Annotated in this window: 12 protein-coding genes; 3 read left to right on the top strand and 9 right to left on the bottom strand. The window is 61.1% G+C overall.

The window, feature by feature from the left end:
• Positions 1-6: 6 nt before the first annotated feature.
• The 3 genes from AC07W7_RS17490 to AC07W7_RS17480 all read left to right on the top strand — a co-directional run bounded on the left by AC07W7_RS17490 (position 7) and on the right by AC07W7_RS17480 (position 2456).
• On the top strand, positions 7-195 hold the full coding sequence (locus AC07W7_RS17490; protein WP_099169900.1) for a type II toxin-antitoxin system HicA family toxin: 189 nt from the start codon (positions 7-9) through the stop codon (positions 193-195).
• Positions 196-219: 24 nt separating this feature from the next.
• A complete protein-coding gene (locus AC07W7_RS17485) occupies positions 220-624 on the top strand; it encodes a type II toxin-antitoxin system HicB family antitoxin (RefSeq protein ID WP_099169899.1) in 405 nt (134 codons plus the stop codon).
• Between the two features lie 269 nt (positions 625-893).
• A complete protein-coding gene (locus AC07W7_RS17480; RefSeq protein ID WP_495039771.1) occupies positions 894-2456 on the top strand; it encodes a M10 family metallopeptidase C-terminal domain-containing protein in 1563 nt (520 codons plus the stop codon).
• 35 nt (positions 2457-2491) lie between these two features.
• On the opposite strand, the gene AC07W7_RS17475 is transcribed toward AC07W7_RS17480, so the two are convergent.
• The 9 genes from AC07W7_RS17475 to gcl all read right to left on the bottom strand — a co-directional run bounded on the left by AC07W7_RS17475 (position 2492) and on the right by gcl (position 13450).
• Positions 2492-3688, bottom strand: coding sequence for an MFS transporter (locus tag AC07W7_RS17475; protein WP_169901341.1), 1197 nt, complete (start codon positions 3686-3688; stop codon positions 2492-2494).
• Positions 3689-3856: 168 nt separating this feature from the next.
• Positions 3857-4861, bottom strand: a complete 1005-nt coding sequence (locus AC07W7_RS17470) for a sulfate ABC transporter substrate-binding protein (protein WP_099169897.1) — start codon at positions 4859-4861, stop codon at positions 3857-3859.
• A gap of 93 nt (positions 4862-4954) precedes the next feature.
• Positions 4955-5779 carry an ion transporter gene (locus AC07W7_RS17465; RefSeq protein ID WP_099169896.1) on the bottom strand — a complete coding sequence of 275 codons (825 nt, stop codon included), beginning with the start codon at positions 5777-5779 and terminating at the stop codon, positions 4955-4957.
• Between the two features lie 31 nt (positions 5780-5810).
• Positions 5811-6686, bottom strand: coding sequence for an urea transporter (locus tag AC07W7_RS17460; protein ID WP_495039770.1), 876 nt, complete (start codon positions 6684-6686; stop codon positions 5811-5813).
• Positions 6687-6799: 113 nt separating this feature from the next.
• Entirely contained in the window at positions 6800-8215 is a 1416-nt protein-coding gene (gene pyk, locus AC07W7_RS17455; RefSeq protein WP_495039769.1) for a pyruvate kinase, read from the bottom strand.
• Positions 8205-9485 (bottom strand): glycerate kinase type-2 family protein, encoded by a 1281-nt coding sequence (locus tag AC07W7_RS17450; RefSeq protein WP_495039768.1) that lies wholly within the window; start codon positions 9483-9485, stop codon positions 8205-8207. Before AC07W7_RS17450 ends, pyk begins: the two co-directional genes overlap by 11 nt.
• A gap of 334 nt (positions 9486-9819) precedes the next feature.
• Complete coding sequence (locus tag AC07W7_RS17445) at positions 9820-10710, bottom strand: 2-hydroxy-3-oxopropionate reductase (RefSeq protein WP_076963931.1); 891 nt, start codon at positions 10708-10710, stop codon at positions 9820-9822.
• Positions 10711-10881: 171 nt separating this feature from the next.
• The gene (gene hyi / locus AC07W7_RS17440; RefSeq protein ID WP_197882508.1) at positions 10882-11664 is read right to left on the bottom strand and encodes a hydroxypyruvate isomerase; all 783 of its coding nucleotides are present in this window, start codon (positions 11662-11664) and stop codon (positions 10882-10884) included.
• 10 nt (positions 11665-11674) lie between these two features.
• Positions 11675-13450: a glyoxylate carboligase gene (gcl, locus tag AC07W7_RS17435; protein ID WP_169901338.1), complete on the bottom strand. Its 1776-nt coding sequence runs from the start codon at positions 13448-13450 to the stop codon at positions 11675-11677.
• Between the last annotated feature and the right edge of the window lie 265 nt (positions 13451-13715).

Below are 13715 nucleotides of genomic sequence, written 5' to 3'. Positions count from 1 at the left end.
GCTGTGGTGCAAAGCAGGCTATTGATCAAGGAACTGCAAGAGGCGGGCTGGGTGCTGGATCGGGTCACGGGCAGCCATCATCTTTTCACCCATCGCTATAACCCGTACACGATACCGGTGCCCCATCCCAAGAAGGACCTGCCCTTGGGCACCGTGCGAAGTATCCGGCAGCGTGCCGGGCTGTTTTCGTTCTAGGTCGGTTTTTTAAGGAGACTATTCATGCAATACCCAATCTGTATCGAATGGGGCGATGACTTTACCGCCACCGGTATCCAGATCCCCGATATTCCAGGCGCGGTGACCGCCGGGGACAGTTTTGAAGAGGCTTACAACGCCGCTGTCGAAGTGGCCCACATCCTGTTGCAGGAGATGGCGAGCGAAGGCCAGGCGATTCCCATGCCGACCTCGGTCGCGGCCTATCACAGCCATGAGGAGTACGCCGGGATGGGCTGGGGCATGCTGGAGCTCGATATCTCGCCCTACCTGGGCAAGACCGAGAAGGTCAATGTGACGTTGCCGGGGTATGTGATCCAGCGTATTGACCGTTATGTACGCGAGCATAAGGTCAAAAGCCGTTCGTCATTCCTGGCGGATGCGGCGTTGGAGAAGTTGGTGCGTTCTTAGTGTCGCTGAGGTTGCGTTGAATCTGAAAATGTAGAGCGGATATTTCTTATAACGCTGACGATTTGGATTGAAACAAGCTGTTCTTTTTTGTGTTTTTTAATCGCGGTCAGAGGGTTGGGCACACATTTTCGAGACGCAGTAACGGATGAGGATTGTCAGAATTCATGTGTTTTGTCAGCAAAACAAACTGGAGGCCAAAGCGTTTCAATAAGACTCAAAGCCCAAGTGGCGAGGTGATTTCCTGCATGGAAGATTAAAGGGGGATGACGGTGAGCGAGACGGCTTTCGTGATGAAGGCAAGCCGTTGGACGCTGCTGTCCCAGCCCTTAATCGATTTGGAGAACGCCATGAGTCAAATAAACAATACCTCTGTAAGCCCTGATTATTACCCGGCAAAAACGGCTGGGCAGCACAAGCAGCCGTCTTACTCCCGTAAGAAACGCTCCCTCACCACTGATCAGGCTGCCCAGCAGATTACGCGAAGCGGTATGCGCTTTTATGACAGGGACAAGAACGGCAAGACGCAGATTTCCTTCAATCTGCAGGAGTTCACCGAGCCACAGAAGGCCTGTGCCCGTCGGGCCTTTCAGGCTTGGCAAGACGTGGCCAATATCAGTTTTCATGAAAATGCCCGCGTTCCGGACGGATCTATTCAGGTAAAAGGTAACGACGGGTCGAACCGGGGCGTGGCTTGGGGGCCTACGCATCAGAACCCGGCAGCAAGTGCCCAGATCGGTACGCAAGGGGTGCCCTCTACACCCAGGGAGGGCAGCCATTTTCATACCACGATGGTGCATGAGATCGGGCACTGCCTTGGGTTGGCGCATCCCTCTGACTACAACGGCGGAGGCACCTACGATCGGAATGCAAAGTATGCGCAGGATACACGGGCCAACTCGGTCATGAGTTATTGGGCCGAAAGCGAGAACGCCGGCCACAACTTCAAGAATAAGCTGCCATCGGCGCCTATGATGCATGACATTGCGTCGATTCAGCGTATGTATGGTGTCAACCGCAATACCCGCAACACGGACACTACCTATGGTTTTAATTCCAACACCGGGCGTGACGTCATGAGCTTGAAAAGTGCTCGTGATTCAGCCCTTTTTTGTGTGTGGGATGGTGGCGGGAACGACACCCTGGATTTTTCCGGGTATTCGCAGAACCAGAACATCAACCTCAAGGCGGAGTCCTTCTCGGACGTTGGAGGGATGCGCGGGAATGTTTCCATCGCCAAAGGGGTAACGATGGAAAACGCCATCGGCGGTTCAGGTAATGATGCGTTGACGGGCAATGACGCGGATAACCGCCTCAAGGGGGGAGGTGGGGCAGACGTATTCCTGGGGGGCGGCGGCGCTGACACCTTCGAGTACGACAAAGCCAGTGATTCGACGCCGCAGAACCCTGACCTGATCAAGGATTTCACCAGCGGCACCGATAAGATCGATGTTTCCAAAGCCTTGAAAAACACCGGTATCAAAGACCTCAACTTCACCTCTCAATTCAAAGGGCAGCGAGGCGAGGCAGTGTTGAGCCATGACGCGAAGACAGGGCGTGGCAGTTTGGCGATCGATATGAGTGGTAATGGCAAGGCTGACTTGCTGTTGAACACCGTTGGCAAAATCCAGCACTCCGATATTGTCACGCAAGAGCAGGCACCCACCCCTACTCCTACTCCTGCGCCGGCCCCTGATCCAGCCCCAACGCCAGCCCCAGACACCAAGGCTTCGCTGCTCGCGACGTTGACAGGGGTCCTCCAGGCGACCCTTATGATGTTGCAGGGGCTCTTGCGGTTGTTTGAAAAAAGCCCGTCGGGGCTGGGCCGCAGGTAAGCCACAGGCAGGACTCTGAGCGTGCTGACGGAGGGTCAGGCGCTCACTGCCAACGCGGCCCTGGATACCCGCACAAAACGCAGCAAGGCCACCAGCGGGAACGCGCTGCCCACCAGTATCACCCCAAGCCAACCGCCGTGTTCATACACACTGCTGGCAATCGCCGAGCCAAAGGCGCCGCCGATAAAGATGCTGGTCATGTACAGCGCGTTCAAGCGGCTGCGGCTGTGGGCGTCGAGGGCGTAGATGGCCCGCTGGCCGAGGACCATATTCATCTGCACGCAGAAGTCCAGGACCACGCCGGTCACCGCCAGGCCAATCACACTGTAGATCGGGTGGATAAACGCCGGCAGAAAACTCAGCGCGGCAAACAGCATCGCCAGGAGCGAGGCGCGTTGGGTATGCCCAGCATCGGCCAGGCGCCCGCTGATAGGGGCGGCAATGGCGCCGAGGGCACCGACCAGGGCAAACAGGGCAATCTCGCTCTGGCTCAGGCCGTGGTTACGCGACAACTCCACGGGCACGGCGGTCCAGAACAGGCTGAAGGCAGCAAACAGGCAGCCCTGGTAGAACGCCCGTTGGCGCAGCAACGGTTGTTCGCGCAGCAAGGTGCCCAACGAGCGCAGTAATTGGCCATAGCTGGCGCTGTGATCCGGCTGGCGCTTGGGCATGGTCAACAACAGCACCACGCTGATAATCGCCATCATCGCGGCGGCGGCCATGAACATCACCCGCCAGCCGAAGTGGTCTGCCACCAGGCTGGACACCGGCCGTGCCAGCAGGATGCCCAGCAACAGGCCACCCATGATGCTGCCCACCACCCGGCCGCGGGATTCGGCAGGCGCCAGGTGCGCGGCCAGGGGAATCAGGATTTGCACTGACACCGAGCTGAAGCCGATCAGCAACGACACCAGCAGGAACAGGTTCGGCTGCTCGGTAAAGGCTGCGCCCAACAGGCTGGCGATGGCGACCACGGTGGTGGTGATCATCAACCGGCGGTTTTCCAACAGGTCGCCCAGCGGCACCAGGAAGAACAGGCCCAGGGCATAGCCGATCTGGGTCAGGGACACAATCAGGCTGGCCATGGCCGGCGTCAGGCCAATGTCTGGGGCGATCAGTTCAATGATCGGTTGTGCGTAGTAGAGGTTGGCGACGATGGCGCCACAGCAGAACGCGAACAGCAGCACCATGCCACGGGTCAGGGTGGCGGTGGTGGGTGGGGTAGCGGTCATGGTGTTCTCGTTAAAACGGGGAAGGAGGGCGTGAAAGGTAAAGGGTAGGCGAGGGAGAGGGTAAAGTGTTACTGATGATTTCAGTCATGCCTGGCATTGATGCCTTGCGCAGAACCCAATGTGGGAGCGGGCTTGCCCACTCCCACATGTTTGACCGTGCTCGGTCAGTTATTGGCCGTTGTAGATCTGGTCAAACACCCCGCCATCATTGAAGTGGGTCTTCTGCACGGTGCGCCAGTCGCCAAAGGTCTTCTCGACCGACAGGAAGTCGACTTTCGGGAAGCGGTCGGTGTACTTGGCCAGCACCTTCGGGTCCCGTGGACGCAGGTAGTTGTTGGCCGCAATTTCCTGGCCTTCTGCCGACCACAGGTATTTGAGGTAGTCATCGGCCACCGCGCGGGTGCCTTTTTTATCGACCACTTTGTCGACCACCGACACCGGTGGTTCGGCTTCGGCAGAAACGCTTGGGTAGACCACCTCGAACTGATCGCGGCCGAATTCACGGGCAATCATTTCTGCTTCGTTTTCAAAGGTCACCAGCACGTCGCCGATCTGGTTGGTCATGAAGGTGGTGGTGGCGGCACGGCCACCGGTATCGAGCACCGGTGCCTGCTTGAACAGCTTGCCGACAAAGTCCTTGGCCTTGTTTTCATCGCCGCCGTTCTTCAGCACGTAGCCCCAGGCCGACAGGTAGGTGTAGCGGCCGTTGCCGGAGGTCTTGGGGTTGGGCACGATCACCTGTACGCCGTCCTTGAGCAGGTCCGGCCAATCTTTGAGGGCCTTGGGGTTGCCCTTGCGCACGATAAACACGGTGGCAGAGGTGAAGGGTGCGCTGTTGTCGGGCAGGCGGGTGACCCAGTTGTCCGGCACCAGTTTGCCGTTGTCCGCCAGGGCGTTGATATCGGTGGCCATGTTCATGGTGATCACGTCAGCCGGCAGGCCATCGATGACCGAGCGCGCCTGTTTGCTGGAGCCGCCGAAGGACATCTGCAAGGTCAGCTTGTCGTCCGGGTGCTCGGCTTGCCAGTGCTTCTGGAACGCGGCGTTGTAATCCTTGTAGAAGTCGCGCATCACGTCATAGGAGACGTTGAGCAGGGTGGTCGAGGCGGCCTGGGCGCCGGCAGACAGTGCAAGGCCGGCGGCCAGCAGAGAAGCGCTAACGAGTTTTTTCACTGCTCATTCCTTGTTGTTCGCAAAGGTAGTGGCTTATAGCCCACGACTATAGCCGGGGCGGCATAGACGCTTAAAGATTAAAAAGTACTTTGCTTATTCCACTTTTTTATAGAGCCCGTTACCGCAACGTGAGCAGAAGGCCGCGTTGGACTCGTGGCTGCTTTTCTTGCACACCGGGCAGTCGTGCTGCAACTGCTCGCCGCGCATGGCGTTGGCCAGTTCGGCGGTAAAGATCCCGGTGGGTACGGCAATGATCGAGTAGCCGGTGATCATCACCAGCGACGAGATCACCTGGCCCAGCGGGGTCTTGGGCACGATGTCGCCAAAGCCCACGGTGGTCAGGGTCACGATGGCCCAGTAGATGCCCTTGGGAATGCTGGTAAAGCCATGCTCCGGGCCCTCGATCACGTACATCAGGGTGCCGAACACCGTCACCAGGGTGCAGACGCTGAGCAGGAATACCACGATCTTCTGCTTGCTGCCGCGCAGCGCCGACATCAGGTAGTTGGCCTGCTTGAGGTACGGGCCGAGCTTGAGTACCCGGAAGATCCGCAACATGCGGATGATGCGGATAATCAGCAGGTACTGGGCATCACTGTAGTACAGGGCCAGGATGCCGGGGACGATGGCCAGCAAGTCCACCAGCCCGTAGAAACTGAAGGCGTAGCGCAGCGGTTTGGGCGAGCAATACAGGCGCAGGCCGTACTCGATGAGGAAGATCAGCGTGAAGCCCCATTCGATATAGGCCAGCACGTTGGCGTAGTTCTGGTGCACTTGGTCGATGCTGTCGAGCATCACGACCACCAGGCTGGCGAGGATGATCAGCAACAGGAGGCCGTCGAAGCGGCGCCCGGCTGCCGTGTCGCTCTGGAAGATCATCACATAGAGCCGCTGGCGCCAGTCGTTGTTGCTGTCCATGAAGTCCGCCTGAATCGAAGATCTGCGAAGCCTAGGGGGATTCAAGCGGGCTGTCCATATTGGCCCTGTGCCGCAGGCGCAGGGTGGCGCGCACCAGCCAGCAGGCCAGGATAAACGGCGCGGTCAGCGGCGCCAGGTGCAGGCTGGCGAAGCCCGGGGTGAGGAGGACTGCCAGGAGGATCCCGAGCAAGGGCAGCCAGGGTTGGCGCCGATAATGGCTCAGAGCCAGGGCGGCAAGCGCCGGGTTATAGCTGTGCAGGCCGAGCAGGGCGCCGGCGCGGTCGTCGAGCAGCAGGCCCAGGACCACGCCGCAACAGGCGCCGAGCATGGCCCACAGCGCTGCACGAGGGCTGGCCAGCAGCAGGCCAAGGGCGATCAGCAGGCCGGCCAGCGGTTGGTCCAGCAGCACGACCTGCCCCAGGCCCGTCAGCGGCGCACTGAGCCAGTCGAGGGTGTGCGCTGTGCTGAGGGGCAACGTGGCAGGCGAGACGGTGCCGAGCAACAACCAGCCGATGCCGACGAAAGGTGCGGTGTAGGCGGGCAAGGCATCGCCATGGGCCATGCGCTTGACCCATTGGCGGGTCAGGATCGCACTCAGGCCGCCACACGCCAGGATCAGCGGCGGCAACAGCAGCGACCAGGCAAAGTGTTGGCTGATCAGCAACCCCAGCAAGACACCGTTGTAACTATAGAGCCCGGCCTGGCGCTCGGCCTTGGGATAGTCGCGGCGCTGGGCCGTGAGCAAGCCGGCGACCCCGCCCAGCAGCGCCCCGCCGAGCAGGGCCGGGGCGCAGACCAGGATCGCCAGCAGGCAGAGCAAGCCACACAACGGGTGGCGTTGCAGGAAGATCTGGCTGAAGCCGTTGAGCAGGGCTTCGGCCCAGTCGGGGCAGGTTGGGTTGGGCATGGTGAGGGAGTCAGGGAGACCGAGTTGTCCTTATCGCAGGTAAGCCACATTTTGATCTGCGAACACGGTCAAATGTGGGAGCGGGCTTGCCCGCGATAAGGCCCGAACAGACGCTAGATCAACGTCTCGATACGCAGCGAGTTGGTCGACCCCGGCTGCCCAAACGGCACCCCCGCCGTGATCAACAACGTATCCCCACGCTGCGCCATGCCTTGGGCCTGGGCGATTTCCAGCGCCGTGGAACACACCTCGTCCACCTGGCGCAAGCGGTCATTGACCACCGAATGCACGCCCCAGGCCACGCTCAAGCGGCGGGCGGTGGACAGGTTCGGCGTGAGGTTGAGGATCGGCACCGCCGGCCGTTCCCGCGCCGCGCGCAGGCTGGAGCTGCCCGACTCGCTGTAGTTCACCAGCACTGCCACCGGCAGGATGCTGCTGATCCGGCGGATCGCGCAGCTGATGGCATCGGACACCGTGGCCTCGGCCTTGGGCCGGCTCACATCCAGTTGGCTCTGGTAGTCCGGGCCGTTTTCCACCTGGCGGATGATCTTGCTCATCATCTGCACGGCTTCCAGCGGGTATTCGCCGGAGGCGGTTTCGGCCGAGAGCATCACCGTATCGGCGCCCTCGGCCACGGCATTGGCCACATCCGTGACTTCGGCGCGGGTCGGGGCCGGCGAGAAGCGCATGGACTCAAGCATCTGCGTGGCCACCACCACCGGTTTGCCCAACTGGCGGCAGGTGCTGATGATGTCTTTCTGGATTTGCGGCACGCTTTCGGCCGGCACTTCCACGCCCAGATCGCCTCTGGCGACCATGATCGCATCGCTGAGCTCGGCGATTTCCTGCAGGTGGCGCACCGCCGAGGGTTTCTCGATCTTGGCCATCAAGAATGCCTTGTCGCCGATCAGCTCGCGGGCTTCGCGGATGTCTTCGGGGCGTTGCACAAACGACAGCGCCACCCAGTCCACGCCCAACTCCAGGCCAAAGCTCAGGTCGCGGCGGTCCTTGGCGGTCAGTGGGCTGAGCTCCAACAAGGCTTGTGGGACATTCACCCCTTTGCGGTCGGACAGTTCGCCGCCATTTAGCACCGTGGTGTCGATCGCATCGGCGTGCTTGGTGATCACCCGCAGGCGCAGCTTGCCGTCGTCCAGCAGCAGGTCCATGCCGGGTTCCAGGGCCTTGATGATTTCCGGGTGGGGCAGGTTGACCCGCCGCTGATCGCCCGGGGTGGGGTCGAGGTCCAGGCGCAAGGCCTGGCCGCGCAGCAGTTGCACCTTGCCTTCGGCGAAGCGCCCGACCCGCAGCTTGGGCCCTTGCAGGTCCATCAGGATCCCCAGCGGGTAATTGAGCTGGCGTTCGACCTGGCGGATCCATTGGTAGCGTTGGGCATGGTCGGCGTGCTCGCCATGGCTGAAGTTCAGGCGGAAGATATTCACCCCGGCTTGCACCAGCTCGCGGATGTCATCGATACCGTCGGTGGCCGGTCCCAGGGTGGCGAGGATTTTGACCTTCTTGTCAGGCGTCATGGGCAGCAGTCTCAAGTATCAAAATGGCACGAAAGTCATTGACGTTGGTACGGGTCGGCTCAGTGACGATCAACGCGTCGAGTGCCGCGAAATAGCCGTAGCCATTGTTGTTGTCCAGCTCATCGCTGGCCGACAGGCCCAGGGCCTCGGCGCGGGCGTAGCTGGTGGGGGTCATGATTGCCCCGGCGTTGTCTTCGGAGCCGTCGATGCCGTCGGTGTCGCCGGCCAGGGCATACACGCCGGGCAGGCCCTTGAGGCTGTCGGTCAGGCTCAACAAAAACTCGGCGTTGCGTCCGCCCCGGCCATGGCCGCGTACGGTCACGGTAGTCTCGCCGCCGGAGAGGATCACGCAGGGCGCCGCCAGCGGCTGGCCGTGCTGCACGATCTGCCGCGCAATGCCGGCGTGGACCTTGGCTACGTCCCGTGCTTCGCCTTCCAGGTCGCCGAGGATCAGCGGGCTGAAACCGGCCTGGCGCACTTTCACCGCCACCGCTTCCAAGGACTGTTGCGGTCGCGCGATCAATTGGAAATGGCTGCGCGCAAGGCTAGGGTCGCCGGGTTTGACGGTCTCCGACTCCGGGTTCTGCAACCAACTGCGCACCGAGCCCGGCACTTGGATCTGGTAACGCTTGAGAATCGCCAGGGCCTGTTGCGAGGTGCTCGGGTCGCCCACGGTCGGGCCGGAGGCAATCACCGTGGCCTGGTCGCCCGGCACATCGGAAATCGCATAGGTGTAGACCGTGGCCGGCCAGGCGGCCTTGGCCAGTCGCCCGCCCTTGATCGCCGAGAGGTGCTTGCGCACGCAATTCATCTCGCCGATGGTCGCGCCGGACTTGAGTAGGGCTTTGTTGATGGCTTGTTTGTCGGCCAGGCTGATACCCGCCGCCGGCAACGCCAACAGAGCCGAACCGCCGCCGGACAGGAGGAAGATCACGCGGTCGTCTTCGTCCAGGTTGCTGATCAGTTCCAGCACGCGCCTGGCCACGGCCTGGCCGGCGGCGTCTGGCACGGGGTGTGCGGCTTCGACCACTTCGATTTTCTGGCAGGGCGCGCCGTGGCCGTAGCGGGTGACCACCAGGCCCGAAACCTCGCCCTGCCAGCTGTTTTCCACGACCAGGGCCATGGCCGCCGCGGCTTTGCCGGCGCCGATCACGATCACCCGGCCGCTGCGGTCGGCGGGCAGATAAGGTTCGAGGACTTGCCGGGGGTGGGCAGCGTCGATGGCTGTGGCAAACAGCTCGCGAAGCAGGTGTTGCGGATCGACCGACATAAGCGGGCTCCCGGGTTCTTGTTATTGGAGTGGAGACTTGAAATGCCATCAACCTGTGGGAGCTGGCTTGCCTTAATGCCAGTCAGTTAAGCCTTTTTGTAGGAGCGAGCTTGCTCGCGAAGAACTTGAGAGCGCCGCGTTTACCTAGCAAACACGCGTTATCGTTGACGTCCTTCGCGAGCAAGCTCGCTCCTACAGAAAGCAGAATCCGCTTAACTGACTGGCATTATGGCTTGCCTGCGATGGCGGTGTGTCAGGCGATTCATCTGTCACTGAAAGACCGCTATCGCAGGCAAGCCAGCTCCCACACGGTATTGCATTGAAAAAGGGGCGGTTACTTATCGCGAATCGAGAAATTCGCCATATGCTCCAGCCCCTTGATCAGGCCTGAATGGTCCCAGTTGCCACCACCCAGCGCGGTGCAGGTGCTGAACACTTGCTGGGTCCCGGCGGTGTTGGGCAGGTTGATCCCCAGTTCCTTGGCGCCGGCCAGGGCCAGGTTCAAGTCCTTCTGGTGCAGGTTGATGCGGAAACCCGGGTCGAAGGTGCCCTTGATCATCCGCTCGCCATGCACTTCGAGGATTTTCGACGAGGCAAAGCCACCCATCAGCGCTTCGCGGACCTTGGCCGGATCGGCGCCGTTTTTCGCGGCGAACAGCAGCGCCTCGGCCACCGCCTGGATGTTCAGGGCGACGATGATCTGGTTCGCCACCTTGGCGGTCTGGCCATCGCCATTGCCACCCACCAGGGTGATGTTCTTGCCCAGGCTCTGGAACAGCGCCAACGCGCGCTCGAAGGTCTGTGGCTGGCCGCCGACCATAATGCTCAGGGTCCCGGCCTTGGCGCCGACTTCACCACCCGATACCGGGGCGTCGAGGTACTGCGCGCCGGTGGCGTTGATCTTGGCGGCAAAGGCCTTGGTGGCGGTGGGCGAGATCGAACTCATGTCGATCACCACTTTGTTCGGCGACAGGCCGGCAGCCACACCGTCGGCGCGAAACAGTACGTCATCGACCTGGGGGGTGTCGGGCACCATGACGATAATGAACTCCGCTTCCTGGGCCACTTGCTGCGGGTTGGCCAGGGCCACGGCACCGGCGGCGACCAGCTCGGCGGGCGCCTTGCCATGGTGCTCGGAGAGGAACAGTTGGTGGCCTGCTTTCTGCAGGTTGGCGGCCATGGGTTGGCCCATGATGCCGGTGCCGATAAAGCCGATTTTAGCCATGGAGAAATCCTCTTTTTATTCGTTGTGCAGGTCTGGCGCGGTTTGCCAGACACAGGAGATCTAAATGTGGGAGCGGGCTTGCTCGCGATAGCGGTGTGTCAGCCGACATAAATGTTGAATGTCAGACCATCGCGAGCAAGCCCGCTCCCACATGGGGTTGTGTGGTGTGGCTTAGATCGCGTTATGGCTCTTGAGCCAACCCAGGCCGGCCTCGGTCGTGGTCAACGGCTTGTACTCACAGCCGACCCACCCCTGGTAGCCAATACGATCCAGATGCTCGAACAGGAACCGGTAGTTGATCTCACCGGTGCCCGGCTCGTTGCGCCCAGGGTTGTCCGCCAGTTGAATATGGTTGATCTGCTCCAGGTGCGTGGCCATGGTGCGCGCCAGGTCGCCTTCCATGATTTGCATGTGGTAGATGTCGTATTGCAGGAACAGGTTGGCGCTGCCCACCTGTTCGCGAATCGCCAGGGCCTGTGCCGTGTTGTTCAGGTAGAAGCCGGGAATGTCACGGGTGTTGATCGCTTCCATCACCAGCTTGATACCCACCGCTTGCAGCTTGTCGGCCGCGTACTTGAGGTTGGCGACGAAGGTTTTTTCCAGGGTGGCGTCATCCACGCCGGCCGGGCGAATCCCGGCCAGGCAGTTGACCTGGGTATTGCCCAGCACCTGGGCGTAGGCGATGGCCAGGTTGACCCCGGCGCGGAACTCCTCGACCCGGTCCGGGTGGCAGGCCAGGCCGCGCTCGCCGCTGGCCCAGTCACCGGCCGGCAGGTTGAACAGCACTTGGGTCAAGCCGTGGGCGTCGAGTTGCGCCTTGATTTCGGCGGAGCTGAACTCGTAGGGAAACAGGTATTCCACCCCACTGAAACCGGCATCGGCGGCGGCCTTGAAGCGGGCGAGAAAGTCCTGTTCGGTAAACAGCATGGACAGGTTGGCGGCAAAACGCGGCATGGGGTTCTCCTTAATCGAGCAATGAAATGGCAGTCGGTGCGTCGTTGCCCACCAGTGCCAGATCTTCAAATTCGTTGACGGCGTTGATCTCGGTGCCCATGGAAATATTGGTCACACGCTCCAGAATAATCTCGACAATCACCGGCACCTTGAATTCTTCGATCATTGCCTGGGCCTTGCGCAGCGCCGGCTGGATCTGGCCCGGCTCGAACACCCGCAGGGCCTTGCACCCCAGGCCTTCGGCGACGGCGACGTGGTCGACGCCATAACCGTTGAGTTCCGGGGCGTTGAGGTTGTCGAAAGACAACTGCACACAGTAGTCCATATCAAACCCGCGCTGGGCCTGGCGGATCAGCCCCAGGTAGGAGTTGTTCACCACCACGTGGATATACGGCAGCTTGAACTGCGCGCCCACGGCCAGCTCTTCGATCATGAACTGGAAATCATAGTCGCCGGACAGCGCCACCACCTTGCGGCTTGGGTCGGCCTTGACCACGCCCAGCGCAGCGGGGATGGTCCAGCCCAACGGGCCGGCCTGGCCGCAGTTGATCCAGTGGCGCGGCTTGTAGACGTGCAGGAACTGCGCGCCGGCAATCTGCGACAGGCCGATGGTGCTGACGTAGCAGGTGTCTTTGCCGAACACCTGGTTCATCTCTTCGTACACCCGTTGCGGCTTGACCGGTACGTTGTCGAAGTGAGTCTTGCGGTGCAGGGTGGCTTTGCGCTGTTGGCAATCATGCAGCCAGGCGCTGCGGTCCTTGAGCTTGCCGGCGGCTTTCCACTCGCGGGCCACTTCGATAAACATCGTCAGCGCCGCGCCGGCGTCGGACACGATGCCCAGGTCCGGGGTAAACACGCGACCGATCTGTGTCGGCTCGATGTCAACGTGAATGAACGTGCGCCCCTCGGTGTACACCTCTACCGAACCGGTATGGCGGTTGGCCCAGCGGTTGCCGATGCCCAGCACCACGTCCGACTTGAGCAGGGTTGCGTTGCCGTAACGGTGCGAAGTTTGCAGGCCGACCATGCCCACCATCAGCGGGTGATCGTCGGGGATGGTGCCCCAGCCCATCAGGGTCGGGATCACCGGGATCCCGGTCAGTTCGGCGAATTCCACCAGCAGTTCGCTGGCGTCGGCATTGATCACGCCACCACCGCTGACCAGCAACGGGCGCTCGGCCTGATCGAGCATGGCCAGGGCTTTCTCGACCTGGATGCGCGTGGCCAGGGGCTTGGCCAAGGGCAGTGGCTGGTAGGCGTCGATGTCGAACTCGATCTCGGCCATCTGCACGTCGAATGGCAAGTCGATCAGCACTGGGCCGGGGCGGCCGGAGCGCATTTCATAGAAGGCTTTCTGGAACGCATACGGCACCTGGCCAGGTTCCAGCACGGTGGTTGCCCATTTGGTCACCGGCTTGACGATGCTGGTGATGTCCACGGCCTGGAAGTCTTCCTTGTGCATCCGGGCGCGGGGCGCTTGCCCGGTGATGCACAGGATCGGGATCGAGTCGGCCGAGGCGCTGTACAACCCGGTGACCATATCGGTGCCCGCCGGGCCCGAAGTGCCGATGCACACGCCGATATTGCCGGCCTTGGTGCGGGTATACCCCTCGGCCATGTGCGAAGCGCCTTCCACGTGGCGAGCGAGGACGTGATCGATGCCACCGACCTTTTGCAGGGCCGAATACAACGGGTTGATCGCGGCGCCCGGGATACCGAAGGCGGTGTCTACACCCTCACGGCGCATCACCAGAACGGCGGCTTCGATTGCTCTCATTTTGCTCATGGTTTTGGTGCCTCTTGCTTTTTGTAATTGTATACAAGTTGTGTTGCTTCAAAGTGTATTCACGGCGAGCTGCGCAGGTCAATCCATTTTCTTCTTACGCCTGTGCATTCGTCGGAAGGCTTTTTAGCGGGAGTATTTCGACGTGTGGTGCGTATATTTGAAAATATTGTATACAAAAAGTAAATCTATTGTGTTCTATTTGTTGCATCCGGCTTCTGCTCAAGCAGAGCCCCAAGGCTTTCTCAATAACAAGATAAGGACGGCA

The sequence above is a fragment of the Pseudomonas sp. GW821-FHT01D09 genome, assembly GCF_059422465.1.
The sequence above is the reverse complement of the archived record's forward strand: the minus strand, read 5'-3'. Positions and strand labels throughout refer to the sequence as shown.